At 72.0% G+C, this 24,115-nt stretch carries 24 protein-coding genes and 1 pseudogene; 14 read left to right on the top strand and 11 right to left on the bottom strand.

The window, feature by feature from the left end; translation table 11 throughout:
• The first annotated feature begins 120 nt into the window (after positions 1–120).
• The 3 genes and pseudogenes from OG514_RS15890 (at position 121) to OG514_RS15900 (ending at position 1,489) form a co-directional block, all read left to right on the top strand.
• Complete coding sequence (locus tag OG514_RS15890; RefSeq protein ID WP_266895086.1) at positions 121–672, top strand: DinB family protein; 552 nt, start codon at positions 121–123, stop codon at positions 670–672.
• A gap of 59 nt (positions 673–731) precedes the next feature.
• Positions 732–1,072 (top strand): annotated as a pseudogene (locus OG514_RS15895) (class I SAM-dependent methyltransferase); the annotation flags it as partial.
• A 51-nt stretch (positions 1,073–1,123) separates the two neighbouring features.
• The gene (locus tag OG514_RS15900; RefSeq protein WP_266895088.1) at positions 1,124–1,489 is read left to right on the top strand and encodes an iron chaperone; all 366 of its coding nucleotides are present in this window, start codon (positions 1,124–1,126) and stop codon (positions 1,487–1,489) included.
• 14 nt (positions 1,490–1,503) lie between these two features.
• Here the strand turns inward: OG514_RS15900 and OG514_RS15905 are convergent, their stop codons facing one another.
• Positions 1,504–1,989, bottom strand: coding sequence for a GNAT family N-acetyltransferase (locus tag OG514_RS15905; protein WP_266900865.1), 486 nt, complete (start codon positions 1,987–1,989; stop codon positions 1,504–1,506).
• Positions 1,990–2,149: 160 nt separating this feature from the next.
• A complete protein-coding gene (locus OG514_RS15910; protein WP_266895090.1) occupies positions 2,150–2,608 on the bottom strand; it encodes an Lrp/AsnC family transcriptional regulator in 459 nt (152 codons plus the stop codon).
• Positions 2,609–2,701: 93 nt separating this feature from the next.
• Between OG514_RS15910 and OG514_RS15915 the strand changes: the two genes are divergently transcribed.
• The 4 genes from OG514_RS15915 (at position 2,702) to OG514_RS15930 (ending at position 5,301) form a co-directional block, all read left to right on the top strand.
• Positions 2,702–3,619: a TIGR03619 family F420-dependent LLM class oxidoreductase gene (locus OG514_RS15915; protein WP_266895092.1), complete on the top strand. Its 918-nt coding sequence runs from the start codon at positions 2,702–2,704 to the stop codon at positions 3,617–3,619.
• Positions 3,616–4,050 (top strand): nucleoside deaminase, encoded by a 435-nt coding sequence (locus OG514_RS15920; protein WP_266895094.1) that lies wholly within the window; start codon positions 3,616–3,618, stop codon positions 4,048–4,050. The genes OG514_RS15915 and OG514_RS15920 overlap by 4 nt, the downstream gene beginning before the upstream one ends.
• A gap of 346 nt (positions 4,051–4,396) precedes the next feature.
• Complete coding sequence (locus tag OG514_RS15925; RefSeq protein ID WP_266895096.1) at positions 4,397–4,870, top strand: carboxymuconolactone decarboxylase family protein; 474 nt, start codon at positions 4,397–4,399, stop codon at positions 4,868–4,870.
• A 44-nt stretch (positions 4,871–4,914) separates the two neighbouring features.
• Positions 4,915–5,301, top strand: a complete 387-nt coding sequence (locus OG514_RS15930; protein WP_266895098.1) for a DoxX family protein — start codon at positions 4,915–4,917, stop codon at positions 5,299–5,301.
• A gap of 73 nt (positions 5,302–5,374) precedes the next feature.
• Here the strand turns inward: OG514_RS15930 and OG514_RS15935 are convergent, their stop codons facing one another.
• The 3 genes from OG514_RS15935 to OG514_RS15945 all read right to left on the bottom strand — a co-directional run bounded on the left by OG514_RS15935 (position 5,375) and on the right by OG514_RS15945 (position 8,632).
• Positions 5,375–7,027 (bottom strand): transporter, encoded by a 1,653-nt coding sequence (locus OG514_RS15935; RefSeq protein ID WP_266895100.1) that lies wholly within the window; start codon positions 7,025–7,027, stop codon positions 5,375–5,377.
• On the bottom strand, positions 7,024–7,869 hold the full coding sequence (locus OG514_RS15940; RefSeq protein ID WP_266895102.1) for an ABC transporter ATP-binding protein: 846 nt from the start codon (positions 7,867–7,869) through the stop codon (positions 7,024–7,026). The genes OG514_RS15935 and OG514_RS15940 overlap by 4 nt, the downstream gene beginning before the upstream one ends.
• A 76-nt stretch (positions 7,870–7,945) precedes the next feature.
• Positions 7,946–8,632, bottom strand: coding sequence for a bifunctional DNA primase/polymerase (locus OG514_RS15945; RefSeq protein ID WP_266895104.1), 687 nt, complete (start codon positions 8,630–8,632; stop codon positions 7,946–7,948).
• A 259-nt stretch (positions 8,633–8,891) separates the two neighbouring features.
• On the opposite strand from OG514_RS15945, the gene OG514_RS15950 reads away from it, so the two are divergent.
• Together OG514_RS15950 and OG514_RS15955 are read left to right on the top strand one after the other, a co-directional pair.
• Positions 8,892–10,274 (top strand): transcriptional regulator, encoded by a 1,383-nt coding sequence (locus tag OG514_RS15950; RefSeq protein WP_266895106.1) that lies wholly within the window; start codon positions 8,892–8,894, stop codon positions 10,272–10,274.
• Between the two features lie 123 nt (positions 10,275–10,397).
• Complete coding sequence (locus OG514_RS15955) at positions 10,398–11,924, top strand: hypothetical protein (RefSeq protein WP_266895108.1); 1,527 nt, start codon at positions 10,398–10,400, stop codon at positions 11,922–11,924.
• Between the two features lie 12 nt (positions 11,925–11,936).
• Here OG514_RS15955 and OG514_RS15960 read toward each other — a convergent pair whose 3' ends face one another.
• A complete protein-coding gene (locus tag OG514_RS15960; RefSeq protein WP_266895110.1) occupies positions 11,937–13,292 on the bottom strand; it encodes an ABC transporter substrate-binding protein in 1,356 nt (451 codons plus the stop codon).
• 180 nt (positions 13,293–13,472) lie between these two features.
• Between OG514_RS15960 and OG514_RS15965 the strand changes: the two genes are divergently transcribed.
• Both OG514_RS15965 and purU read left to right on the top strand, forming a co-directional pair.
• On the top strand, positions 13,473–13,916 hold the full coding sequence (locus tag OG514_RS15965) for a hypothetical protein (RefSeq protein ID WP_266900866.1): 444 nt from the start codon (positions 13,473–13,475) through the stop codon (positions 13,914–13,916).
• Positions 13,917–13,980: 64 nt separating this feature from the next.
• Complete coding sequence (purU, locus tag OG514_RS15970) at positions 13,981–14,832, top strand: formyltetrahydrofolate deformylase (RefSeq protein WP_266895112.1); 852 nt, start codon at positions 13,981–13,983, stop codon at positions 14,830–14,832.
• 77 nt (positions 14,833–14,909) lie between these two features.
• Here the strand turns inward: purU and OG514_RS15975 are convergent, their stop codons facing one another.
• The 3 genes from OG514_RS15975 to OG514_RS15985 form a co-directional block, all read right to left on the bottom strand.
• Positions 14,910–15,722, bottom strand: a complete 813-nt coding sequence (locus OG514_RS15975; RefSeq protein ID WP_266895114.1) for a hypothetical protein — start codon at positions 15,720–15,722, stop codon at positions 14,910–14,912.
• A gap of 97 nt (positions 15,723–15,819) precedes the next feature.
• Positions 15,820–17,103, bottom strand: coding sequence for a maleylpyruvate isomerase N-terminal domain-containing protein (locus tag OG514_RS15980; protein WP_266895116.1), 1,284 nt, complete (start codon positions 17,101–17,103; stop codon positions 15,820–15,822).
• On the bottom strand, positions 17,100–17,681 hold the full coding sequence (locus OG514_RS15985) for a sigma-70 family RNA polymerase sigma factor (RefSeq protein WP_266895118.1): 582 nt from the start codon (positions 17,679–17,681) through the stop codon (positions 17,100–17,102). Before OG514_RS15985 ends, OG514_RS15980 begins: the two co-directional genes overlap by 4 nt.
• 165 nt (positions 17,682–17,846) lie before the next feature.
• Here OG514_RS15985 and OG514_RS15990 point away from each other — a divergent pair, with 165 nt between their 5' ends.
• The gene (locus OG514_RS15990; protein ID WP_266895120.1) at positions 17,847–18,233 is read left to right on the top strand and encodes an STAS domain-containing protein; all 387 of its coding nucleotides are present in this window, start codon (positions 17,847–17,849) and stop codon (positions 18,231–18,233) included.
• Between the two features lie 13 nt (positions 18,234–18,246).
• Here OG514_RS15990 and OG514_RS15995 read toward each other — a convergent pair whose 3' ends face one another.
• Positions 18,247–20,046, bottom strand: a complete 1,800-nt coding sequence (locus OG514_RS15995) for an FG-GAP-like repeat-containing protein (protein WP_266895122.1) — start codon at positions 20,044–20,046, stop codon at positions 18,247–18,249.
• A 48-nt stretch (positions 20,047–20,094) separates the two neighbouring features.
• Positions 20,095–21,609 carry a class I adenylate-forming enzyme family protein gene (locus OG514_RS16000; protein WP_266895124.1) on the bottom strand — a complete coding sequence of 505 codons (1,515 nt, stop codon included), beginning with the start codon at positions 21,607–21,609 and terminating at the stop codon, positions 20,095–20,097.
• Between the two features lie 144 nt (positions 21,610–21,753).
• On the opposite strand from OG514_RS16000, the gene OG514_RS16005 reads away from it, so the two are divergent.
• Positions 21,754–22,974: an amidohydrolase family protein gene (locus OG514_RS16005; protein WP_266895126.1), complete on the top strand. Its 1,221-nt coding sequence runs from the start codon at positions 21,754–21,756 to the stop codon at positions 22,972–22,974.
• Entirely contained in the window at positions 22,974–24,110 is a 1,137-nt protein-coding gene (locus tag OG514_RS16010; protein WP_266895128.1) for an acyl-CoA dehydrogenase, read from the top strand. The genes OG514_RS16005 and OG514_RS16010 overlap by 1 nt, the downstream gene beginning before the upstream one ends.
• The last annotated feature ends 5 nt before the right edge of the window (positions 24,111–24,115 follow it).

The following is a 24,115-nucleotide window of genomic DNA, read 5'->3' on the forward strand; positions in this document are numbered from 1 at the left end:
AGTCCTCGGTCAGACCGCTCGGTTCGACAGCACGGCAACGGCGCGCAAGGGCGTTTCTCCACCGCCGTTTCGGGTGGCTCGCGCTTCCGTGGGCGGCCATCCGGAGATCATGATGCGGGCATGAAGATTCCTGACCGACGGATCGAACTGTTCACCGGTACCGGCAGCGAGGGCCGGTTCGGCGGCCCCGCGACCGGCGACGAGCGGGCCATGCTCGTCGCGATGCTGGATGCTCAGCGGGCCACCCTGAAGCTGAAGTGCTCAGGACTGGAGGCGGAGTTGGCCCTGCGCTCCGTGTCCCCGTCCTCGCTCTCCCTGCTCGGCCTCGTCCGGCACCTCGCCGACGTGGAGCGCCGCTGGTTCCGGGCCGTCCTCGCCGGCCAGGACATCGAGCTGCGCTTCTCCTCCCCGGAAACCCCCGAGGGCGACTTCGACGGCAGTGGCCCCGAACCCGAGACCGTCGAGGAGTCCTGGGCGGCCTGGCACGACGAAGTCGCCTTCGCGGAAGCCTTCGTGACCGGGGCCGCGCACCTGGACGTCGAGGGCCAGGACGCGTGGCGCGGCACGGTCTCCCTGCGCTGGGTGCTCATTCACATGATCGAGGAGTACGCCCGTCACAACGGGCACGCCGACCTGATCCGGGAACGGATCGACGGAGCCGTCGGAGTCTGATCCCGGCGGCGTCCGGACAGCCTCAACTCACCGCTCCTGTCCAGCGGATCGTGTGAAACGTAGACGCGTACTACGAGCGGCCCGCGGTGCTGGCCCTCGCCGGAGACGTGGCCGGCCGTCGGATCCTGGACGCCGGCTGCGGCTCGGGCCCCCTGTCCGTGGCACTGCGCGACCGAGGCGCCCACGTCACCGGCATCGACTCCAGCGCCGGGATGCTGGAGCTGGCCAGGCGGCGGCTCGGTGCCGACACGGCCCTGCACGTGGTCGACCCGCGATCCAGGACCAGCTACACCCGGCCGCCCGTGAGCTGTTCCCGGACGAGTTCCAGGCCCTCTCGACCAAGATCGGCTTCCTGTTCTTCGTCGCCGAGGCGCCACCGTCGGACACGGCCCGGGGCTAGGGGGTGTGGGACCTGTTGATGAGGGCCGTGAATCCGGCATAGCCTCACGGAATGGTGCAGAGCAAGGCAAGCGATGTCGACGGCTACCTGACCGAGGTCCCTGAAGAACGCAGGACCGCGCTGGCCAAGGTGCGGCAGCTGTGCCGCGAGGAGCTGGTGGGCTTCGACGAGGTCATGGCGTACGGGATGCCCGCATACGAGCGGGACGGCGCCTGCGAGATCGCGTTTGCCAGCCAGAAGCAGTACATCTCGTTCTATCTCATGCGCGGTGACGTCTGTGAGGCGTTCGAGGAACGGCTGACCGGGCAGGACATGGGCAAGGGGTGCCTGCGGTTCCGCAGGCCGGAGAACATCGACTTCGGCCTGCTGCGGGATCTGCTCAAGGCCACCGAGGCCCGGCCCGGCACGATCTGCTGACACCGCCAGGTGCTTCAGCGGGGCCGCCAGGCGTAGCGGACGTCCGGCTCGCGTTCCTCGTTGCGCAGGCCGTCCGTCCACTCCACCGCGACGAAGCCGTGCCGCTCGTAGAACCGCTGCGCCGGGGCGTTGACCTGGAACGTCCACAGGTCCAGCCCCCGCGGCCGCTGCCGCTTGGCCAGGTCCATGAAGCGGTCGCCGAGGCCTCGGCCGCGCCACGACGGGTCGAGGTAGAGCTGTTCCAGGTGCCCACCGTCCTCGCCGCCCTCCTCGTCCCCGCCGTCGAGCACCAGCAGCCCCACCACGCCGGGCTCGGCGACCGCCACCCAGGTCTCGTGGTGCGGCACGACCACGTGGGCGAACCAGCTCCGCACCGCGTCGTCGCCGTGCGCGCGGCGCACGGTCGGCAGCGCGGCGCCGAAGGAACGCAGCCACACGTCGGCCACGGCGGTCGCGTCGGAGGCCTCCGCACGCCGGAGGGCAAGATCATCGGTGTTCATGCTCACGGTGCGCGACGATCGGGCCCCGCGCACGCGAGTTGCGGGCCGCCCGTGCGGCCGGACTGGCGCGACGGCCGGGTCGTTGCCGAAGATCCGGACACGGCCACCCTCGCCGCCCGGGACGTTCGCCGCCTAGCCGCCTCGCCGCTGCGGCGGCCCGTTATCCGGAGTCCCGGACGCGGGAAGGTCCGCGGTAAGGGAGTGTCTGGCTGTAGACGACGCTGGTGGTCGTGCTGCCGAAGCCGGCCAGCTCGTCCATGAGGGTCTCCAGGTGTTCCATGGAGGTCGCGGCCACCTTCAGGGTGTAGCAGTCGTCGCCGGTGGTGCGCAGGCACTCCAGGATCTCCCGGCGCTCGGCGAGCAGCCGCCGCAGCGGCTGGTGGTGGTTGCCCGGGTACTTCAGCCGGACGACGGCGAGTACGGGATAGCCGACCTTGGCCAGGTTCACCACGGCGTGATAGCCGGTGATGACGCCCAACGCCTCCAGGTTCCGCACCCGTTCCGTGGTGGCCGAGGAGCTGAGTTTCACCCGCCTCCCCAACTCGCTCAGGGAGATACGGGCCTCCTGCTGCAGCTGCTCGATGATCGCCCAGTCGACTTCGTCAAGATTCGCGGCCATATCGCGATGCTACCGGCAGAAGCACGGGAGAAGTCCTGCATCACCGGGAGTTTCCAGTTCCGTATCCCGCTGTCGCAGGGATAGCCTCGGGCCATGCAACTAGGCGTCAACGTCCCGAACTTCGGACCCGGGACCGATCCCGGCGTCCTGCGCGAGTGGGCGCGGACCGTGGAGGGACTCGGCTTCGACCTCCTGATGGTGTCGGATCACGTGGCTGTCACCCCGGACGTGGCCGAGCGGTACCCGGAGCCGTTCTACGAGCCGTTCACCACGCTGTCCTGGCTGGCCGGCATCACCACCGGGCTCCGGCTGGGCACCACCGTCCTGGTGCTGCCCTACCGGCATCCGCTCCTGGTGGCACGCATGGCGACCAACCTCCAGCAGCTCAGTGGCGGCCGGTTCGTCCTCGGGGTCGGCGTCGGCTGGGCGCGTCAGGAATTCGAGGCGCTCGGCGTGCCGTTCACCCGGCGAGGCAAGCTCACCGACGCATACCTGGGCACCCTGCGGGACACCTGGCGCGCGCAGGCGGAGACCACCACGACGGCTGCGGTGTCCGCCCCGGTCCACGACCAAGTCCACGACCCAATCCCCGCCCCGGTCCACGACCAAGTCCACGACCCAATCCCCGCATCGGTCCACACCCCGGTCCCCGTCTGGGTCGGCGGCCACAGCGAGGCGGCGATCCGGCGTACCGTCAGGTTCGGCGACGCCTGGCACCCGCTGCGGCTCCCCCTGGCCCGAATGCGCTCGGTCCTGTCGGAGCACTCGCTGCCGGCATTCGCGCCCCGCATCGCCCTTCGCCTGACCGACAAACCGGTCGACGACCCCGAACGGCCCGCCGGTGTCGGCACCGTCGAGCAGATCCTCGACGACCTTGAGCAGCTCCGCCTGCTCGGTGCCGACACGGTCGTGTTCGACCCGTACCACGGAGATCCGGAGGAGACCCGCCGGCCCGACCAGGCCTGGCAGGCGCTCACCGCCGTGGCCACCCGATGGAGGAGTGCATCGTGATCACCACCGCCGACGAGACCCTGCTGCGGCGCGCCATCGGCATCGCGGCCCATGCCGTCACCCTGGGCGACGCACCGTACGGCTCCCTGCTGGCCGGCCCGGACGGCACCGTGCTCGCCGAGGCCCACAACACGGTGCGGCGCGACGACGACATCACCGCCCACCCGGAGCTGAAGCTCGCCCGCTGGGCGGCCCGCGAGCTCGACCCGGAGACGGCCGCACGGGTCACCCTGTACACCAGCTGCCAGCCCTGCGGCATGTGCGCCGGCGGCATCGTCCGCTCCGGGATCGGCCGGGTCGTCCATGCCCTCTCCACCGAGCAACTCGTCGAACTCAACCCGCAGTCGGGCGCCTGGCCGGCGGTGGCGCAGGAGGGCCCGGCACTGTTCGACGAGGCGCGCGCGCCGATCGACGCCTACTACCGGCCGTAGCTCCCGCGGACCGCTCGGACCGCTCGGACCGGTTCGACGGCTGCCCGGTCACCTCCACGGTCGTGGGGACGGCGACGAGCGCGCCCGGCGTCCAGGAGGCGGTGGCGGGCGCCGATCTGACCGGTGCGAAGCCGACCGGCGCGAGCGTCGAGGAAGCGATCGCCACCGGAACCAAGGGGCTGCCCGCCGGAGCCCGTACCCAACGGCCCTCCGGCCAGGGCTGGTTGACCCTGATCCGGCGGCCCGGCAACCGGGGTGACGCGGGTCACATTCCGGGATGTCACATCTCGGCGAGCTCGTTCCGTCCTGGGGGTGTAGTCACCGACCGACGATGGAGGAACCCGCCATGAACGCTCGCCTGAACATGTTCGACAGCCCGGTCGCCGTCAAGGCCTGGAAGCACATCATCGCGGCGGGCAAGGTGCTCGCGGACGCGTCGCTGCCGGCCGCCACCGTGGAGCTGATGAGGATCCGCGCCAGCCAGATCAACGGGTGCGGCTTCTGCCTCGACATGCACACCAAGGACGCCACCGCCGCCGGGGAGACCCCGATACGGCTCCACCTCGTCGCCGCCTGGCGCGAGGCCACCGTCTTCACCGACGCCGAGCGCGCCGCCCTGGAGCTGACGGAACAGGGCACCCGCCTCGCCGACGGCGCCGGCGGCGTCACGGACGAGGCATGGGCCAACGCCGCCAAGTACTTCGACGAGGACCAGCTCGCCGCCCTGGTCTCCCAGATCGCGCTCATCAACGCCTTCAACCGGGCCAACGTCATGATCCAGCAGCCCGCCGGCGGCTACCAGCCCGGCCAGTACGCCTAGCCGCGCCCGCGCCTCCCCCCCCGTAACGGTTGAAGGAGAACTCCATGAACCTCGCCCTGTGGATCGTCACCGGACTGCTCGCGCTCGCCTACCTCGCCGGCGGCGGGTACAAGCTGGTCACCCCGAAGACGAAGATCGCCGCCGCGGGGCCGAGCGGGCAGTGGGTCGAGGACTTCAGCGACGGGGGAGTCAAGGCCATCGGGGCCCTGGAGGCCCTGGCCGCCCTGGGTCTGGTCCTGCCCGCGGTGCTCGGCATCGCACCGGTCCTCGTGCCGCTGGCCGCCGTCGGGCTGCTGCTGGTCATGGTGGGAGCGGTGATCGTCCGGATCCGGCGTCGGGAGCTGAAGCTCGTGGGCGTGGACCTGGCCTACATCGTCCTCATCGGGTTCGTGGTGTGGGGCCGCTTCGGTCCCGAGGCCTTCACCGGTTGACCGACTACGTCGATGGCCCGCCCGGACGGATCCGGGCGGGCCATCGACGTACTGCACGCGCCACCCGGCGCACCTACCCCTTGCTGACCGCCGCCAGGATCTCCGGCAGCCGCCTCGCCGTCCGCGGTGCCGCCACCTTCAGGCCCGCCCAGACGAGGAGCGCGCCGTAGAGCGTGCCGGCCGGGAGCAGGAGCCAGAGCAGGGACTCCTGGTCGGAGAGGTGGAGGTAGATCGTCCCGCCGATCAGCGGGGCGCACAGCAGCGGGGCCGTGAGCATGCCGCCGAGGATCGAGATCCACGCCAGAGCGCCCTGTCCCGGAGCCACGTTCTTGTAGCCGCTGTCCTGCGGGATCGAGTACGGGAAGGTGGCCGAGGCCACCGAGCCCGTCGCCAGCATCGCGCCGAGCAGGGCGAGCGCCAGGCCGACGGCGTCCGGGAGCCGCGACCACTCGCCCAGGACGGCGACCGTGAGGACCGTGACGAAGACCGCGTACGGGAGGGTGACCATGAGCAGGGCCAGGGTCCGCGCCCGGAGTTCGGCGTACGCGTCGGCCGTCGTGGAGATGGTCTGGGCGACCATCCAGAACGCCGAGGTGTCCTGCCCGAACTGGTTGTACATCAGCATGCCGAGCATGCCGGAGGCGAAGCACGCCCAGTAGATCGAGCCCGTGCCCTGGAGCGCGTTGACGAGCGGGACGATCAGGCCGAGCGCGAGCGAGGTCACGGCCCCGGCCTTCGTCTTCGGGTCGCGCCACAGGTAGCGCAGGCTGCGCTCCATGACCGCGCCCGTGCGCCCGTCCGGGAGGATCCGGCCGAGCAGCCCCGTACGGTCGGACTTGGCACGGACGGACGCGTCCGAGGCCGCGCCGATGGTCGAGCCGTCGGGCTCCACCATCAGCCGCACCAGGCTCCGCTGCCACCAGTACCCGAGTCCCGCGAGCGTGGCCGCCGTGAGCAGCAGCCGGACCGCCGCCACCACGTAGTCGCCCTGGCTCGCGGAGTCGACCGCGCCGATCGCGGCGGCCGGCGGCAGCCAGCCGACGACGGCCGTCGCCGGTTCGAGCGACTCCAGGCCGCCGGCCTGGCCCAGGCGCTGGGCGGCGAAGTTCACGACCTGCATGCCGACCGCGATGATCAGACCGCTGAGCAGCGCCAGGTCCCGGCCCTTGCGGGAGGTGAGGAGCCGGACGTTGGCGGCGGCCACGGCCCGGGACAGCGCCACGCACGTGACGGTCACGAGGGGGACGGCGAGGACGGCGACGACCGTGCCGGCCGCGCCGTGCGCGACGGACAGTGCCGCGCCCAGGACCAGGACGAAGGTGAGGACGGGGCCGATACCCACGAGGGAGGCCACGAGCAGCGCCCGGACCAGCGGCCGCGGCCGCAGCGGCAGCATGACGAGTCGCGACGGGTCGAGGGTCTCGTCGCCGCTCGGGATGAACAGCGGCATCACCGTCCAGGAGAGCGCGAGCGCCCCCGTGATGAGGATCGCGATGCTGTCGGCATCGGCGCTGCCCCGCATGAGCACGAAGGACAGCAGCAGGGCCGCGGCGAAGAGCGCTCCGAGGACGATGGACACGATGTACGCGGCCGTACGCCCGCTCGACTGCCGCAGCCCGTTGCGCAGCAGGCTCAACTTGAGCCGCACGAAGACGGAGGTGAGGGAGGGGACGGGACCGGCCGTGGCCGTGGTGCCGGTGGTGGTCGTGGTCGGGAAGGCGTTCATCGCTGCGCCCCGCCGCCCAGCCAGTCCAGCGAGTCGCCCGCCGCCTCGCGTCCGTTCGCGCCGACCAGTTCCAGGAACGCGGCCTGGAGCGAGGGCGCGTCGCCCCGTACCTCGGCGAGCGTGCCCTGTGCGCGGATCCGGCCCGCGGCCATCACGGCGACCCAGTCGCAGAGCGACTCGACCAGCTCCATGACGTGGCTGGAGAAGACGACGGTGGCGCCGGAGGAGGTGTACCGCTCCAGGACCCCGCGGATGGTCTGCGCGGAGACCGGGTCGACGCCCTCGAAGGGCTCGTCGAGGAAGAGCACCTCGGGGTTGTGGAGCAGCGCCGCCGCGAGCCCGATCTTCTTCCGCATACCGGTCGAGTAGTCGACGACCAGCTTGTTCTGCGAGCCGGTCAGGTCGAGCACGTCGAGGAGCTGCGCGGCCCGCTTGTCGACCTCGGCGCCGGGCAGCCCTCGCAGCCGGCCGCTGTACGCGAGGAGTTCACGGCCCGAGAGTCGCTCGAAGAGCCGCAGGCCCTCCGGCAGGATGCCGATCCGGGCCTTGACCTGGGCGACCGACTCCGGATCGGCCCATACGTCGTGTCCGGCGACCTGGATGCGGCCCTGGTCGGGGCGGAGCAGGCCGGTGATCATCGAGAGGGTGGTGGTCTTGCCGGCGCCGTTGGGCCCCACGAGCCCGATGAACTTGCCCGCGGGCAGGACCAGGTCGATCCCGTTCACCGCGATCTGCTGGCCGAATCGTTTCCACAAGCCCTCGACACGCACAGCGGGCACCGCACCGTCCCCCGGTGCGGCGCCCGTCTTGTCGAACGCTCCGTCAAATGCCTGGTCAGGCATGGTCTGTCAGCCCCTCGTTCGTCCCCGTGTGTCTTACGGGCCCCACCCTAAGGGTGGGGCCCGCGGGGACCCAGGGTCAGGACGTCCGGCTCCTCGCCTCCGCCGCTTCCCGGCCACACGCGTAGGCGAGGGCGCTGATCAGTTCCTCCGCGTCGGGGAGCCAGCGGTTCGCCGGGGTGGGGCGCCGGGCCCACTGCACCGCGCCGCTGCCGCCGATGCGGGTGGGCGGGGCCGCCACGTAGTGGCCCTCGCCGCGGGTGGTGAGGTCGATGGCGGCCGGGACCCAGCCGAGCTTGCGGACGAGGTCCGGCACCTTGGTCGCGGCGCCGGGCAGGACGAAGAAGTACATGCGGCGGTCCGGGGTGCAGGTCACCGGGCCGAGCGTCAGCTCCATCCGCTCCATCCGGGCGAGCGCCAGGAACCCGGCGGACTCGGGCACCTCGATCGCGTCGAACGTGCGGCCCGTCGGCAGCAGGATCGACGATTTCGGCTGCTTCGACCACATGCGCCGGGCGCCGACCCCGCTGCCGGTCGCCTGGGTCGACCAGTCGGGCCTGACGGCGTGGGCGCCGGGCACGGCGCACGCGTCCGCGCCGCAGGAGCAGCGCTCCCTGCCCTCGACGGCCTCCAGCCAGGTCCCGGGAAACACGTCCCAGTGCCGCTCTTCCGCGTACCGCACGGCGCTGTCCAGCAGCTGCTCGCCTCGCTGCTTGGGGATCTGTGCGGCTTCCGTGACTCCGATGGTCTCTTCCACGGTGAACACAACTTCCGCCGCCACCTGGGGTTACGGCCAGGGGCCCGAGCGGTGTGAGGCATCGATCCTGCACGCGGGGCGCATCGGTGCACGAGCGGGGGCGCGCGGGGGGCCGGGGAGCGGGGGGTGGGTACGCACAGGTGGGGGCGCCGGCGGCGAAGTCGCGGCCGACGTGTCCGGTTTCGCGTGTTCACATCGGCATTGACCGGATATCCACCGGGCAGTGATCACTCCTCCAGTGATCACCGCACGGCCTCAGGGGGTACTCATGGCAGCCAGGCCACTCGTTCCGCGTCAGCTCAACGAACGGCTCCAGGCGCTCATCCAGGAGGCCGGCTGTTCCAACGCCGGCCTCGCCCGCAGGGTCAACATGGTCGGCGCGGAGCGCGGACTCGACCTGCGGTACGACAAGACGTCGGTGGCGCGCTGGCTGCGCGGGCAGCAGCCGCGCGGGCGCGCCCCGGGCATCATCGCCGAGGCGCTGGGCCGCAAGCTCGGCCGTACGGTCACGATCGACGAGGTCGGCATGGCCAACGGCCGGAACCTCGCGGCCGGCGTGGGGCTCCAGTTCGCGCCGACCGTGCCCGGGGCGATCGAGCAGGTCTGCGAGCTGTGGCGCAGCGACGTGGGCCGCCGCGACTTCCTCTCCGGCTCCACGGTCGCGTCCTCCGCGCTCGTCGAGCCCAGCCGGGACTGGCTGATCACCGGGCCCGACGCGCATGTGGCCCGGATGGCGGGCGCGCGCGTCGGGGTCGCGGACGTGGCGGCCGTACGGGAGATGACGGCGGCGCTCGTCGACCTCGACCGGCGGTTCGGCAGCGGGCACGTGCGGCCGGTGGTCGTCCACTACCTCAACAGCGTGGTGTCGGGGATGCTGTCCGGCTCGTACCGGGAGGCGGTCGGCCGGCAGCTGTTCGCGGCGGTCGCCCGACTGACCGAGCTCGCCGGGTACATGGCGGTGGACACGGGCGAACCGGGCCTTGCCCAGCGGTACTACATCCAGGCGCTGCGGCTCGCGCAGGCGGCCGGTGACCGGGGCTACGGCGGGTACGTCCTCGCCGCCTCGATGAGCCACCTCGCCGCCCAGCTCGGAAACCCCCGGGAGATCGCCCAGTTGGCGCGGGCGGCGCAGGAGGGCGCGCGCGGGAAGGTGCCGCCGCGGGCCGAGGCGATGTTCCTCGCGGCCGAGGCGCGCGGGCACGCGCTGCTCGGGGACGTCAGCGCCTTCGAGACCGCGGCGGGCCGTGCTGTACGGGCCCTGGAGCAGGCCGATCCGGAGTCGGGCGACGACCCGGCGTGGATCGCCCACTTCGACCACGCGTACCTCGCCGACGAACTGGCCCACTGCCACCGGGACCTGGGGAACGCGGCGGAGGCGGCGCGGGCCGCGGAGGAGTCGATCGCCGGGCACCCGGAGACCCGCGCGCGGCGCCGGGCGATCGGCCTGGCCCTGCTCGCCTCGGCGCAGGTCCAGCAGCGGGAGGTCGAGCAGGCCTGCCGGACGGGAACGCGGGCGCTCGAACTGCTCGGCACGCTGCGGTCGTCGAGGGGCGCGGAGTACCTGGACGATCTGCGGGAGCGCCTGGAGCCTTACGCGGGGGAGGCGGTGGTACGGGAGTTCGGGGCACGGATGGAGCTGTATGCCGCTTAGGCCCTGATGGGAGCGGTGCCGTTCGAGAAGGTGGTGTAACCGGGCTCACACGTGTGTGCGGAGCCCCGGGCGCACCCGGTAGCGTGAGCCGACGATTCCGTAGGTCCATCAGTAGGAGTCCCGGTGACGCAGAACGGACAGGGTCCGGAGCCGCAGTACCCGGCGGTGCCCCCCGCGCAGAACGCCCAAGGGGGAGCACAGCCGTACGGTGGCGCCTGGGGTCCCGCCGGCGCAGCGCCGGGCGGGCAGCCGCTGCCGCCCGCGCAGCCCCTGCCTCCGGAGGCGGCGCCGGGCGGCGCCGCCGACATGCAGTCCACCCAGTACCTGCCGCCGATCCCGCCGCAGGGCGCGCCGCAGCCCGGCTACGGCTACCCGGGGCCGGGCGCCCCGGGCGGCGCCGACATGCAGGCGACCCAGCACATAGCGCCGGTCCCGGGCGGAATGCCGCCGGTGGCCCCGGTCCCGGGCGGGATGCCGCAGGCACAGGGTCCGCAGCCCGGCTACGGGTACCCGCAGCAGGCGCCCGGCGGGATGCCGCAGGCCGGTCCGCAGCCCGGGTACGGCTATCCGCCGCCGGCCGGGGACATGCAGGCCACCCAGCACATCGCCCCCGTGCCGCCGCAGCAGGGCGGGGGCGGCCAGACCCAGTTCCTGGGCACCTCGCCGCTCCAGGCGCAGGGCCCCGGGTCCGCGGGTGCCTCCGACGCCACCCAGTACATCGCCCCCGTACCGGCGCAGGAGCCCGGTGAGCGCCAGCCGCCCGCCGAGTTCGACAACCTCTTCCGTACGGAGGCCCCGCGCGCGCCGCAGGCCCCGCAGCAGCCGCACGCGCAGGCCTACCAGCAGCCCACGCCGGCGCCGTACCAGCAGCCCGCGCCGGCCCCGTACCAGCAGCAGCATCAGCCGCCGCAGCACCAGCAGCACCACCAGCCGCCGGCGCCCCCGCAGCAGTACGCCTACCAGGACGCCTACTACGACGACGGCGCCGAGCCGGAGCCCTCGCGCCGCAGGTCGCCGGTCGCGCTGATCGCCGCCGTCGTCGTCGGCTGCGCCGTCGTCGGCCTCGGCGCCGGTGCGCTGCTCAGCGGCGGCGACGAGGACAAGGACCCCAAGAAGGGCCCCCAGAACGTGGCGGAGAGCTCCGCCGCGCCGTCCGGTCAGCCGACGACGCCGCCCACCGAGAAGCCGGCCGACCCGGCGGAGCCGCAGGCGCAGGAGCTGAGCAAGCTCCTCGCGACCAGCAGCAGCAGCCGCGACACGGTGATCAGCTCGGTCGAGTCCATCAAGCAGTGCAAGAACCTGGACAAGGCCGCGAGCGACCTGCGGGGCGCCGCCGAGCAGCGCCGGGGTCTGGTCACCCAGCTCCGGTCGCTGTCGGTCGACAAGATCCCGGACAACCCCGCGCTGACGGCGGCGCTCACCAAGGCCTGGCAGGCCTCGGCGGCCGCGGACGACCGTTACGCGGCCTGGGGCGACCAGATGAAGGCCAAGAAGGCCTGCAAGGGCGGCAAGGCCCGCTCGACCAACCAGCTGGCCGAGGCGAACAAGAAGAGCGGCGAGGCCACCGCCGCGAAGAAGCAGGCGGCCTCGCTGTGGAATCCGACGGCCGCGAAGTACGGCCTGGAGAAGCGGACGTACACCCAGCTGTAGGGAAGGTGCGGCTCAGGGGGCGCTGAGGACGGTCTCGCCGACGTCGACGAAGCCGGGCTTCTGCGCCACCAGCTGCCCCTTGCGGACCACCTGGAACGTCACCTCGTGGTTGACGATCCGGGGGAAGCCGGGGGCGCCGAGCATGTCCTCGTACTTCCAGCGCAGGGTGGGGGTCAGGCCGCCGGTGTCGATCTTCGCGCCCCGGTCGAGGGCGTGGGCGATCCGGCTCGCCGTGATCTCGTCGGAGTCGAGGCCCTTGATGACCTCCGTGAGGACCGTGTAGGCGATCCAGGTGGTCTGGACGCCCGCGTCGGCCGGGTCGACCCGGTTGTCGGCGAAGGCGTGCTCCTGGATGACCTTCCGCATCGGCGCCCAGCTCTTGTCGGCCGCCTCCGGGTACCAGCCGGTGACGAACGCGCCCTCGAAGGGGCTGTGGGCGCCGCCGGTGCGGTCGATCACGGGCTGGCCGACGCTGCCGAGGACGGAGGAGATCCGCACGGCCTCCTTCTTCTTCTCGCCGGAGCCGGAGCCGGAGCCGTCGCCCGAGCCGTCGCCCGAGCCGTCGCCGTTGCCGTTGTCGCCGTTGTCGTCGCCGCCCTCCTGGCCCGGGAGACGGCGGAAGGAGTCGAAGAAGGTCTGGGTGCGCTCGCCGAGCACGGCGGTGACGCAGCCGTCCTTCTCGCCGGCCTTCTCACGGGCCGCGGTGGCCTGTGCGGTGTACTCGGCGGCGTCCTCGACGGCGGGGATGTCGACGGCCCCCCGGTGGCTCGCCTTGCGCAGACCGGAGTTGAGGAGCTCGGGGAGCTTGTCACCGGCGAGGGTGTCGGGCCGGACGAGGGAGACGGTCCGGCAGGCCCCGGCGAGCTGCATGCCGTGACCGGCGATGAGGGCCGCCTGGCCGCCGTTGACGGGGTACGAGAGCGGGCTGGTGAACTCGTCCTCGGAGATGCCGTAGCCGCCGATGTACGGGATCTCGGCGGCCTCCAGGGGCGCCATGAAGGCCCGCCCGTTCTGGCTGTACGAGCCGACGACCGCGACCGCGTTCTCGCGGACGGCCCGGCGGGCGCACTCGGCGGCGCCGGTGGCGGTGTTCTTCTCGTTGCAGGTGAGGATGCGCAGTTCGTGGCCGTCGATGCCGCCCTGGGAGTTGACCCAGCGGGCGTAGGCCTGCGCCATGGCGGGCATTCCGGGCATATTGGTGGCCCGGGTCTGGTCGGGAGCCCATGTCATCACCGTGACGGGCTCCCTGGAACCCCCCGTGGTACCAGGGAGCACGCCACACCCGGTGAGCAACGAAGCTCCGGCTGCAGCGGTCGTGACATACGCGATGAGTGAGGTCAGTCGCCTACCGGTCATGGGCATGCACATTTCCGCCTCATGGGTAACGCGGGAGTGAGGTCGGTTCAACGGTGGGTGACGTGAAGGTGAATTACGGGGGCTGCGAGGGGGCGGCTCCGGTTACCGGACAAGGGAACGTACGATCGAAACGTGTCCAGTCCAGTCTCCGGTTCGGTTAACTCTTCCCGTCGCGGCCGTCGCTCCTCCACCATGGGCGGCATGCCGCTCAACGACATGCCGTGGTGGCGCTGGCGCAGCAACGTGCGCTCGGCGCTGCACATGCTCTCCGACCCCGGGTTCCACGAGACCACCTGGCTGGCCGGCCTGGACGGGTACGGCGACGTCACCGACGCCGTCTACCGCCTGGTCGAGGACACCTGGCTCGACAACTGGTCCGCCGAGAAATACGTCGGCTCGATCTTCCGCGACACCGGCGAGGCCGCCCTCGTCGACGTCGCCGTCCTCCGGGTGCTGCGCATCATGCACCAGGTGGGCCCCGACGCCCCCGTCTCCGCCTATCTGCAGCACCCCGGGTGGCCGGAGGCCGTACGGGCCGCCCGCGAGGCACACGTACGCCTCGCGCAGGCCGACGGGGAGGACCCCGACACGCCTCCGCGCTCCCTGGACGTGCTGCACATCATGACCGGGTCCTGACCCCGCCGTTCCGTCTGTCGGACAGTGGGTCACCCGGTCCGTCCGGGTGTGGCAGGCTGACGGGATGACCGACCAGTACGTCCTCACCCTCTCGTGCCCCGACAAGCAGGGCATCGTGCACGCCGTGTCGAGCTACCTCTTCATCACCGGGTGCAACATCGAGGACAGTCAGCAGTTCGGAGACCGCGACAGCGGACTCTTCTTCATGCGGGTCCACTTCTCGGCCGAGGCGCCGGTGAACGTCGACAAGCTGCGGGCCAGCTTCGCCGCGGTCGGCGACTCCTTCGAGATGGACTGGCAGATCAACCGCGCCGACCAGCGCATGCGGGTCGTCCTCATGGTGTCGAAGTTCGGTCACTGCCTGAACGACCTGCTGTTCCGCTCGCGGATCGGCGCGCTGCCGGTCGAGATCGTCGCCGTCGTCTCCAACCACACCGACTTCGAGGAACTCGTCGGCTCGTACGGGCTGCCCTTCCGGTACATCCCCGTCACCAAGGACACCAAGGCGGAGGCCGAGGCGACGCTCCTGGACCTCGTCCGCGAGGAGAACGTCGAGCTGGTCGTCCTCGCCCGCTACATGCAGGTCCTCTCCGACGACCTCTGCAAGCAGCTCTCCGGGCGGATCATCAACATCCACCACTCCTTCCTCCCCAGCTTCAAGGGCGCCAAGCCCTACCACCAGGCGCACGCGCGCGGTGTGAAGCTGATCGGCGCGACGGCCCACTACGTGACCGCCGACCTCGACGAGGGCCCGATCATCGAGCAGGAGGTCGAGCGGGTCGGCCACGAGGTGACCCCCGACCAGCTGGTCGCGATCGGCCGCGACGTGGAGTGCCAGGCGCTGGCCCGCGCGGTGAAGTGGCACGCGGAACACCGCATCCTCCTGAACGGCCGCCGCACGGTGGTCTTCGCGTAACACCCACACCCACCGGCCCGGTGGACGGTGGGCGGTCGGCCGCCGGCGATCAGCCGTCGGCCATCGGCCATGGGCCGTCAGCCGAGGATCGAGCCGTCCGACTCGGCGGCTTCGTCGGCGCTGGGGACGGTCACCTTCACCGGCTTGCCCAGCTCGGTGAGCGTCAGCGTGTTGACGGAGATCGGCATGCCCTCGATGTTCATCGAGAGACGCATCTTCACGACCCGCTTCCGTCCGTCGACCCACACGTCGGCGGACGCGGGGAGCGGGCCGCCCAGGAGCTTGCGGATCTTGTCCACCAGCGCCCGACGGTCCTCGGCCATCTCCAGGGTGAGGGCCGCGTGCGGGAGGTGGCCGCGGTAGTGCGTGACCGGGGCGCCGTTCAGCTTCTCCTCGCCGACCCGCGTGAACCGCTCACCCAGGGCGACCTGCCGCAGTGTGTACTCGGGGTCGTTGGCGGGCGCCCGGAGGGCGTGGCGGGCCTCGACGTCGGCACGGTCGAGAGAGGACCACGGCATCGTCTCCTCACCGACGGTGCCCCGCAGGTAGATCCGCTTCGCGGTCAGTACCTCCTCGAATTGGGCCACGGTCCCCATGCCCGAACGGAGAGAGCCGAGGTCGCGCGCGAAGTCGTGGGCGCCGCGGGTCGTGATGACGTACGGAGCCGCCGACGGGCTCGTACCGATCTCCGTCCGGTACGAGAACCGGGCGCTGGTCCGGCCGGTCGCCGCGACGGCGTCGCGTACCGCGCGGGTCTGGTCGACGGGGGTCGTCGCGACGGCGGTCGGGGTCGGGGCCGGGGCGGTGGCGCCGGGCTTCGCCTCCACGGTGGCGCAGCCGGCGGTCAGCAGCGCGGCGCAGAGCAGGACGGACGGAAGCGCACGGCGCATGAGGGAGGAACTCCATGTCACGGGGGCGGGTCGTGCCGCCCGGCAACGTGCACGACACAAGTGCTGACCAGCCTATATGCGCCTCCCGAAGGGCTTTCTACAGGCGGCTCAGTGACGCCACTGCCGACAGGACGTCCTTGATCGCTTCGCGATCGCCGTCCTGGCCCGCCGCCGCTTCCTCCGGGGAGATGTGGCCCGCCACCAGCTGGCAGAACTCGACGCCGTCCATCGCGACCTGCGCCACCGCCCGTTCCGGTGAGCCGATCGCCGCCGGGGAGTCGAGCGCGATGTACCAGTGGCCGCCGCCCGCGCCCTCCACCTCCAGATGGAGCGAGCGGCCCGGCGCGCCCGCCGCGACCAGCTGGCGGGCGGGGGACGCGAGGCCCGTGCGGCGGCGGTTCGCCAGGGCCGCCGGGAGCAGACGGGCCGCCAGGTCGATCATGTCGTGCAGATGCGCCCCGCTCGGCGGTGCGTACGGGTACGCCACCGCGTTCGCGATGTCGTCCGCGTGCACCCAGCACTCGAAGGCCCGCTCAAGGAGCGAGTCCCGCAGCGGCAGCGCGAAGTCCTTGTACGTGACCGTCAGGTCCGCGACACCGCGCCCGGCGAACGAGACCGTGCGGATCAGCGTGTGGCTCTGCTCCCGCCACGGCCCTCGGATCGAGCGGTTCGGCGGCCGGTCCAGGCCCGACCAGAACGCCTCCGTCCGCTCCGACGGGGACAGTTCCGGAGTCCCCGTGCCCAGCGGGTCTTCGAGCCCCAGCGCCGACGACACCAGGCCGTCCACCGCGAGGAGATGGCCGATGACTCCCGCGACCGTCGCCTTCCGGCGTACGATCCGGTCCCCCTCGTACCACTTCAGCCGCACCGGCGCGTGCCACTCCGACTCGCCGATGTCCCGCAGGAGCGCGTCGAGCCGCGCGGTCTCCGCGTCGTACGGCGTCACCCATTCCGGCACCGGGATGCGCGCCGGGCGCCGGCCCAGGCAGTTCTCGAGGACCCGGGACCGCAGCAGCGGGTCGAGGTCCAGGTCGCGGTCCTCGTGCAGCAGCGTCACCGCGTCCCGCAGCCGCAGCGCCTCGTCCGCGCACGGCGCGCAGGCCGTGAGGTGGTCCTCGACGGCCTTCGTCTCCCCGGCCGAACACGCCGAGAGCGCCCACGCCCCGAGGAGGGACTTGAGCACCCCGTGGCTGAGGACCGGTACGTCGGGCTCGGGTTCCACCCCGTACTTCTCCTCTTCCGGCGCTGCTTCCGGTGCGGCTTCCGGCGCTGTGCTCGGGTCGGCCGTCAGGTCCGCGTGGTCGTCCGCCGCCCGACGCGGCCCCGGTATCCACGGGGCGCGTGCGACGTCGTTCCCGTCGTCGTCGTTCGCCCCGGTCACAGCGTCCGTCCGTAGCCGGGCGGACCGCCGCCCTCGGACGCGGGCCGGTTCGCGGAGGAGAGCAGCTGCAGCCCGAGGCGGAGGCGCCGTCGAGCCTCGTCCTCGGTGACGCCGAGGTCCACGGCGGTCTGCCGGTAGTCCCGCCGCTGGAAGTACGCCAGTTCGAGCGCGGCCCGGAGGGGTGTCGGCATGGACGTCACGATGTAGTCGGCGCGGGCCGCGACGGAGGCCCGCCGCACCTTCTGCTCCAGCTCCTCCGCCGAGCCCCGGCCCGTCTCCGCGTACGCCGTCGCCTCGGCCTGCCGCAGCCGGTGGACGGCCTGCCGCTGTGTCAGCTTCGCGACCCACGAGCGCAGGTTCCCCTGCTTGGGGTCGTACGCGTCCGGGTTCTCCCAGATGTAGCCGAAGACCTCGCGGGTGATCTGGTCGGCCGCGTCGTCGTCGTCGAGGACCCGGTGGGCGAGGCTGTGCACCAGAGCGGCGAACCGGTCGTACAGCTCGCCGAGCGCGGCCGCCTCGCCGCGCGCCAGCCGCTGCTGCATCCTGCGGTCCCAACGCGGTGGTGTGTCCATCGCCATCCGACCCTCCGCCCCTCCTGTGGCTTCCCGACGGCTCCCGGTTCTCCTCCAAAGTAGTGCGCCGTCCCGACAACGCACGCATGTTTCCCGCAAGTACGCCCTTGACGTCGCCCCGGATGGTAAGGAACGCGTCATCCCTGATTCCGGGGGTTTCGGTTCGCCCCGATGGGGCAGGCGGCGACCGTGACGACGATCGAGGTCGACGAGAACGAGTACGGCTCCTGGACGGTGTTCCACGTGCGGGGCGAAATGGACCTGGTCACCTCCCCCCGGATACGCCGCCGCGTCCACGACGCCGTGGCGGGCGGCCGCCACGACCTGGTGATCGACCTGTCCGCCGTGCGGTTCTGCGATTCCAGCGGGGTCGGGGTGCTGATCGCGTCCCGCCGGCTGCTCCGCTCCTGCGGCGGCAGGCTGCGCCTGATCCTCCCCGAGAACAGGGACGGGCACGTCGGCCGGGTGCTCGCCGCGCTCGGTGTCCGCCGCCTGTTCGAGGTGTACGAGGACGTTCCGGCGGCGATGGCGGACAGACCGGAGCCCCTCAGCGCCTGAGGCCCCGGCACGGTCAGCTGATGGACCGGATGGTGTTCCAGGAGCTCAGCCCGACCGTGGTGCGGGCGCCGTCCACCGGGGTCCCCGTGTCGCCCGTCCCGCCCGCGTAGAAGAGCAGGGTGCCGGTGCCCTCGTTCGTCGTGGCCCACAGGTCGGCCACGCCGTTCCGGTCGGCGTCGGCGCCTCCCGCGAGCAGCGGGCGCGCGGTGACCCCGTATCCGTATCCGTACGGGACGCGGTTGCCGAACGTCCCGTCGTCGGAACCCCGGTAGAGCCAGAGGTCGCCGTTCCCGGTGTCCCGGGCGAGCAGGTCGGCCCGGCCGTCCCGGTCGGCGTCCCCGGGCGAGGTGAGCGTCATGGTGTCCCAGCCGCCGTCGCCGATCAGGCGGGGCGCGGCCACCGCCGGTGCGGAGCCGCGGACCCCGGCGTGGAGCCACAGCCTGTCGTCGTACTGGAGGACCGCGTCGGGGTGTCCGTCGTGGGTGGTGTCGCCGACGCCCACGACCTTGGCGTCGGTGGGCAGTCCGGTCGCGACCGTGACGGGCGCGGCGAGCGCGCCGCCGCCGCGGTTGGCGTAGACGCGCAGTTCACCGCCGACGCGGGCGAGCACGTCCTCCCTGCCGTCCCCGGTCCAGTCCCCGCGGTGCGCCACCGAGGCGCTGTACCAGCCGCCGGTGCCGATGACGTCGTGGGCGCCGGGGATCCCGCCGGTGCCCTCGCCGTGGTAGAGCCGCAGCTTGCCGTCGGCGTCGACGGCGACGAGGTCGGGTGCGCCGTCGCCGGTCATGTCGCCGGGGACGGGGGCGGGGCGGCGGTAGCCGATGACCGGTGCGTGGTCGGAGTATCCGTTCGGGGGCTCCGCGCCGGTCGTCAGGTTGTGCGTGGTGTCCAGGAGGGAGTGGTCGACGACGCAGGACACGAACCGCTGTCCGTCGGGCCGCTGGGTGCCGAAGAGGTGGTCGAGGCGGCTCCAGCGCCGTTCGGTCTTGTCGTTCTCCCAGCGGACGAAGGTGTCGTCGCCGTTCTCGCAGCGGTCCAGGGTGGTGGCGATCGGGGCCAGGGCCGCGGTGGTCTCGCGGTTGTTGAGGTCGCCGCCGAGGACGACGCCGGTGGCGAGCGCGCCCTGGAGGTGGTCGCGGATGGTCTCGCTCTGGCGCTGCGCCACGGTGGCGTCGCTGTCGATGAGGTGCGTGGTGCAGAAGGTGTCGGTGCGGCCGGTGACCCGGGCGCACAGCAGGGGGAGCCGGCGTTCGGAGAGCGCTGCGGGGACGGTCTCGATGCGCTCGACGGGACCGTCGAAGGTTCCCTTGACGGCGAGCAGGACGCCGACCTTGCCGCCGAGGGCGGTGCCCCGGCACTCGGACTCGGCGTTGAGCGGGCCGCTGGTGCCTTGGACGTAGTCCTTCGCCCGGTTGCCGGCCGCGTGCGCGAAGGACCAGCCCGTGCCGAGACGGGTCGCGAGCAGGGCCATGTGGCTGCGTTCGGCTCCGGGCGGGGGCGTGGAGCCCTGGTAGCCGCAGGCCTCCTGGAGCATCACGACGTTCGCCCGGTGCGCGGTGACGAGCTTCGCGACCTCGTCCATCTTGAGGCCCGGGTCGTTGCGGTACGGGCAGTAGCCGAGATCTCCGCGGAGGCCGCCCGCCTCGCCGCAGATGTTCCAGGTGATGACGCGTACTTCGTCGGTGTAGGGCGCGGTGTCCGACGGGATCTGGGCCGCCCGGGGCGTCGCCGCCGCCGTGCCGCCCGTCGGTATGCCGAGCAGCAGGGCCGCGGCGGCCGCCAGGCCTGCCACGAGCGCGATCGGTCTTCTCATGGGTCCCCCCTCAGGATCCGCGATGATCACGCGGATGAGTCCCGGAGATTATAGGGACGGTCCGAATCGCTCCCTGAGCTTGTACTTGAGGACCTTCCGCAATGTCTCGTTGCGGGGGAGTTCGGCCACCAACTCCAGCTGTTCCGGCAGCTTGTGGACCGACAGGCCCGCCTCGCGGAGGAAGGCCGTCACCGCCGGGAGGGTCAGCGGGGCGGCCCCCGGGGGCTGCTCGACGACCGCGCAGACGCGTTCGCCGCGCTCGGCGTCCGGGAGGCCTATGACGGCCGTGTCGCCGATGTCCGGGTGCCGGTGGAGGAGGTCCTCGATCTCCTTGGCCGAGATGTTCTCGCCCTTGCGGATGATGATGTCCTTGATCCGGCCGGTGAGGACGAGGTGCCCGCTCGGGGTGAGGTGTCCGACGTCGCCGGTGATGAGGAAGCCGTCCTCGTCGAAGGCGGCGGCCGACTGCGCCGGGTCCAGATAACCCCGGCAGACGGCCTCCCCGCGGAGCCGTACCTCCCCGGAACCGGTGATCCGTATCTCCATGCCGGCGGGCGGGCGGCCCTCGGTGGTCGCGAGGTTCTCGGGGGTGTCGTCGGGGGCGCCCATGGTGATCATGGGGACCTCGGTCATGCCGTACCCGTGGGTGAGCTGGCAGCCCAGCTCCTTCCGTACGGCGTGGTAGATCTCCGGCGGCTTCGGCGCCCCGCCGCCCGCGAGCAGCCGCAGGGTGGGGATGACCGGCTCGTCCGGCTGTTTGCGCTGCTCGGCGAGGAACATCGCGTAGAAGGCGGTGGATCCGCCGGCCACCGTGACCCCGTGCCGGCGGTACTCGTCCAGGGCGTCCGGCAGCGCGAACTGTTCGAACATGACGGCCGGGAAGCCGTACAGCAGCAGCATCACCGTGTAGTCGGGCCCGGCGATGTGCGCGTACGGGAAGGCCATCGAGCCGACGTCGGACGCGGTGAGACGGAGCGCGTGGGCGAGGCAGGAGCCGCCCGCGAGGAGCGAGCGGTCGGTGTGCAGGACGCCCTTGGGGTCGGAGGTCGTGCCGGACGTCCAGTAGATCCAGCGGACGTCGGTCCCGGAGGACGGCGGCGGGGGAAGGACCGCCGGGTCGCCGTCGGGGAGGGAGTCGGGGCCGTACGCCTCGAAGACGCCGTGCGCGCCGAGCCGCCGGGCCATCTCCGCATGGTCGAATCCGCGCCAAATCCCGGGCACGGCGAAGAACTCTGCCTTGGACTCGCGCAGCGCGAAGCCGACCTCCTTGTCCCGGTAGAAGGGGATCACGGGCGTCTGTACGGCTCCGATGCGGGCGAGCGCGAAGGAGAGCACCGCGGTCTCGATGCGGGTGGGCAGCTGCCAGGCGACGACCGTGCCGGGGCGCACCCCCATGGCGTGGAGCCCGGCGGCGCAGCGCTCGGCGCGCTCGCGCAGGCCCTCGAAGGTGAGGACGCGGTCTCCCTGGAGGAGGACGGGCCGGTCGGGGGTGAGGGCTGCGCGGCGTTCGACGAGCTCCCAGAGCGTGCGGGACTCGCCCAGGGCGTGTGCGGTCTCGGTCATCCGTTACCCCTCTTGGCTGACGTTCCGTCAGATCGTGCGGTGAGCGTAGAGGCCGGGCGCTTGTCGGTCCAGGGGTGCGCGGCTAGCCTGATGCCGTCAGATCTGACGGTCCATCAGAAACGCCATGAGAGACATGGAGGGGTCATGACGGAACTGCCCCGCATCATCAGCGTCGACGACCACGTGATCGAGCCCGCCCACCTCTTCGAGACCTGGCTCCCGAAGAAGTACCGCGACCGCGGCCCCCAGCCCCTCACGGCCGGCATCGGCGAGCTCGCCTACGTCGCCGGCAAGTACCAGATCACGATGGACCCGGACGGACCGCCGACCGACTGGTGGATCTACGAGGACCTCAAGTTCCCGTACAAGCGCAACATCGCCGCCGTCGGCTTCGACCGCGACGACATGACCCTCGAAGGCATCACCCGCGCCGAGATGCGGCGCGGCTGCTGGGACCCCAAGGCCCGCCTCGCCGACATGGACCTCAACCACGTCGAGGCCTCCCTCTGCTTCCCCACCTTCCCCCGCTTCTGCGGCCAGACCTTCGCCGAGGCCCACGACAAGGAGGTCGCCCTCGCCTGCGTACGCGCCTACAACGACTGGATGGTCGACGAGTGGTGCGGCGACAGCGCCGGCCGGCTCATCCCGCTCTGCATCATCCCGCTCTGGGACATCGACCTCGCCGTCGCCGAGATCAGGCGCAACGCCGCCCGCGGCGTCAAGGCCGTCACCTTCTCCGAGATCCCCACCCACCTCGGACTCCCCTCGATCCATTCCGGCTACTGGGACCCCTTCTTCGCCGTCTGCCAGGAGACCGGCACGGTGGTCAACATGCACATCGGCTCCAGCAGCCAGATGCCCGCCGCCTCCCCCGACGCCCCGCCCGCCGTCCAGGCCTCCCTCAGCTTCAACAACGCGATGGCCTCGATGATGGACTTCCTCTTCAGCGGCGTCCTCGTGAAGTTCCCCCGGCTCAAGCTCGCCTACAGCGAGGGCCAGATGGGCTGGATCCCGTACGCCCTCGAACGCGCCGACGACGTGTGGGAGGAGCACCGCGCCTGGGGCGGCGTCCGCGACCTCATCCCCGAGCCCCCGTCCACGTACTACTACCGGCAGATCTTCTGCTGCTTCTTCCGCGACAAGCACGGCATCGCCTCCCTGGACGTGGTGGGGAGGGACAACGCCACCTTCGAGACCGACTACCCGCACGTCGACTCGACCTTCCCGCACACCAAGGAGGTCGCCCTCGACCACGTCCAGGGCCTCGACGACGAGACGATCTACAAGCTGATGCGCGGCAACGCCATCCGGATGCTCGACCTCGACTTCGACCGGGGCGTCGACTTCGGGCGGGGCACCGCCTGATGGACCTCTCCTGCACCGACGAGGAAGAGGAGTTCCGTGCCCGCCTCAAGGCCTGGCTCACCCGGGAACTGCCCGGCCTCCCGCCGAAACCCGACCCGCTGGACTGGCCCGCGCGCCGGGCGTACGACTGCGGCTGGCAGCGCAGGCTGTACGACGCCGGATACGCCGACGTCCACTGGGACGCCTCCCCGACCCAGCGGCTGATCTTCCTGGAGGAGACCGAACTCGCCGGGGCGCCCTACGTCGGCGCCAACTTCGTCGGCCTCCTCCACGCGGGCCCGACCATCGCCGCCGAGGGCACGCCCGAACAGCGCGCCCGCTGGCTGCCGCCGGTCCTGCGCGGCGACGAGGTCTGGTGCCAGGGCTTCAGCGAACCCGGCGCCGGCTCCGACCTCGCCTCGCTCCGCACCCGGGCGGTACGGGACGGGGACGCGTACGTCGTCACCGGCCAGAAGATCTGGACCTCGCACGCCGAGGTCGCCGACTGGTGCGAGCTGCTCGTACGGACGGACCCGGACGCGCCGTCCAAGCACCGGGGCATCACCTGGCTCGCGATGCCCATGGACGCCCCCGGCATCACCGTCCGGCCGCTGCGCACCCTCGCGGGCTCCGCGGAGTTCGCGGAGGTCTTCCTCGACGAGGTGCGCGTGCCCGTCGAGAACCGGGTCGGCGAGGAGAACGACGGGTGGCGCGTCACCATGGTCACCCTCTCCTTCGAACGCGGCACCGCCTTCGTCGGCGAGGTCGTCGCCTGCCGCCGCCTCCTCGGCGAACTCGCCCGTACCGCCCGGAAGAACGGCACCTGGGACGACCCCGTCCTGCGACGCCGCCTCGGCAGGCTCTCCGCCGAGTTCCAGGCCCTCTGGCGGATCGTCCAGGCCAACGTCAGCGAGGCCCAGGCGACCGGAGGAGTGCCCGGCGCGGGCGGCTCCGTCTTCAAACTGCACTACTCGCACGCCCGTCAGGAGCTGTACGAGGCCGCCGCCGCCGTCCTCGGCCCCGACGCGCTCGACCTCGGCCGCGACTGGACCCTGGACCGGCTGTCCTCGCTCTCGTACACGATCGCGGCCGGCACCTCCCAGATCCAGCGCAACATCGTCGCCGAGCGCATCCTCGGCCTGCCGAAGGGCCGGTGACCCCC

This window comes from Streptomyces sp. NBC_00572, assembly GCF_026341815.1.
In the GTDB taxonomy this organism is placed as follows: Bacteria; Actinomycetota; Actinomycetes; order Streptomycetales; family Streptomycetaceae; genus Streptomyces.

Excerpts from the sequence above, each read along its gene's own strand:
- OG514_RS15890 (WP_266895086.1), top strand. The coding sequence starts at position 121 with ATGAAGATTCCTGACCGACGGATCGAACTGTTCACCGGTACCGGCAGC.
- OG514_RS15900 (WP_266895088.1), top strand. The coding sequence starts at position 1,124 with ATGGTGCAGAGCAAGGCAAGCGATGTCGACGGCTACCTGACCGAGGTC.
- OG514_RS15905 (WP_266900865.1), bottom strand. The coding sequence starts at position 1,989 with ATGAACACCGATGATCTTGCCCTCCGGCGTGCGGAGGCCTCCGACGCG.
- OG514_RS15910 (WP_266895090.1), bottom strand. The coding sequence starts at position 2,608 with ATGGCCGCGAATCTTGACGAAGTCGACTGGGCGATCATCGAGCAGCTG.
- OG514_RS15915 (WP_266895092.1), top strand. The coding sequence starts at position 2,702 with ATGCAACTAGGCGTCAACGTCCCGAACTTCGGACCCGGGACCGATCCC.
- OG514_RS15925 (WP_266895096.1), top strand. The coding sequence starts at position 4,397 with ATGAACGCTCGCCTGAACATGTTCGACAGCCCGGTCGCCGTCAAGGCC.
- OG514_RS15930 (WP_266895098.1), top strand. The coding sequence starts at position 4,915 with ATGAACCTCGCCCTGTGGATCGTCACCGGACTGCTCGCGCTCGCCTAC.
- OG514_RS15935 (WP_266895100.1), bottom strand. The coding sequence starts at position 7,027 with ATGAACGCCTTCCCGACCACGACCACCACCGGCACCACGGCCACGGCC.
- OG514_RS15940 (WP_266895102.1), bottom strand. The coding sequence starts at position 7,869 with ATGCCTGACCAGGCATTTGACGGAGCGTTCGACAAGACGGGCGCCGCA.
- OG514_RS15950 (WP_266895106.1), top strand. The coding sequence starts at position 8,892 with ATGGCAGCCAGGCCACTCGTTCCGCGTCAGCTCAACGAACGGCTCCAG.
- OG514_RS15960 (WP_266895110.1), bottom strand. The coding sequence starts at position 13,292 with ATGTGCATGCCCATGACCGGTAGGCGACTGACCTCACTCATCGCGTAT.
- OG514_RS15965 (WP_266900866.1), top strand. The coding sequence starts at position 13,473 with ATGGGCGGCATGCCGCTCAACGACATGCCGTGGTGGCGCTGGCGCAGC.
- purU (WP_266895112.1), top strand. The coding sequence starts at position 13,981 with ATGACCGACCAGTACGTCCTCACCCTCTCGTGCCCCGACAAGCAGGGC.
- OG514_RS15975 (WP_266895114.1), bottom strand. The coding sequence starts at position 15,722 with ATGCGCCGTGCGCTTCCGTCCGTCCTGCTCTGCGCCGCGCTGCTGACC.
- OG514_RS15985 (WP_266895118.1), bottom strand. The coding sequence starts at position 17,681 with ATGGCGATGGACACACCACCGCGTTGGGACCGCAGGATGCAGCAGCGG.
- OG514_RS15990 (WP_266895120.1), top strand. The coding sequence starts at position 17,847 with ATGGGGCAGGCGGCGACCGTGACGACGATCGAGGTCGACGAGAACGAG.
- OG514_RS15995 (WP_266895122.1), bottom strand. The coding sequence starts at position 20,046 with ATGAGAAGACCGATCGCGCTCGTGGCAGGCCTGGCGGCCGCCGCGGCC.
- OG514_RS16000 (WP_266895124.1), bottom strand. The coding sequence starts at position 21,609 with ATGACCGAGACCGCACACGCCCTGGGCGAGTCCCGCACGCTCTGGGAG.
- OG514_RS16005 (WP_266895126.1), top strand. The coding sequence starts at position 21,754 with ATGACGGAACTGCCCCGCATCATCAGCGTCGACGACCACGTGATCGAG.
- OG514_RS16010 (WP_266895128.1), top strand. The coding sequence starts at position 22,974 with ATGGACCTCTCCTGCACCGACGAGGAAGAGGAGTTCCGTGCCCGCCTC.